The 346-nt window shown below is 43.1% G+C and carries 1 pseudogene; it reads left to right on the forward strand.

What is annotated here, in order from left to right:
• Positions 1–73: 73 nt before the first annotated feature.
• Positions 74–268: pseudogene (locus tag DW917_RS16525) on the forward strand (tyrosine-type recombinase/integrase); the annotation flags it as partial.
• Between the last annotated feature and the right edge of the window lie 78 nt (positions 269–346).

A 346-nucleotide genomic window follows, 5' to 3' on the forward strand; every position in this document is an offset into this window, starting at 1 on the left:
ATATTGCTCATTCTCAACCACTTGCAGTTCATTTCTCTCATCTTCACTTTCCGTTGCTTTTGCTTAAATTGTGCATACAAGTCGCCACACCTTTGCCACCACCTTGCTGACGATGGGAGTGGACCTCTATACCACCAGCAAACTGTTGGGTCATCAAAACATCACGACCACGCAAGTATATGCTGAGATAGTGAACCGAAAAAAGGTGGAGGCGGTGAGTCTTTTAGACCAAATCAAGCCCCCTTTAGGTACGCTTTTAGGTACATGAGGCATTCGAAACCCTTCTAGGTAAAGGCTAGTTGCAGACTTAAAAATCAAGCAAATGATGAAGCAGGTAAAAATTAAA

Source organism: Prevotella sp. AM42-24, assembly GCF_003461825.1.
Classification (GTDB): Bacteria; Bacteroidota; Bacteroidia; order Bacteroidales; family Bacteroidaceae; genus Prevotella; species Prevotella hominis.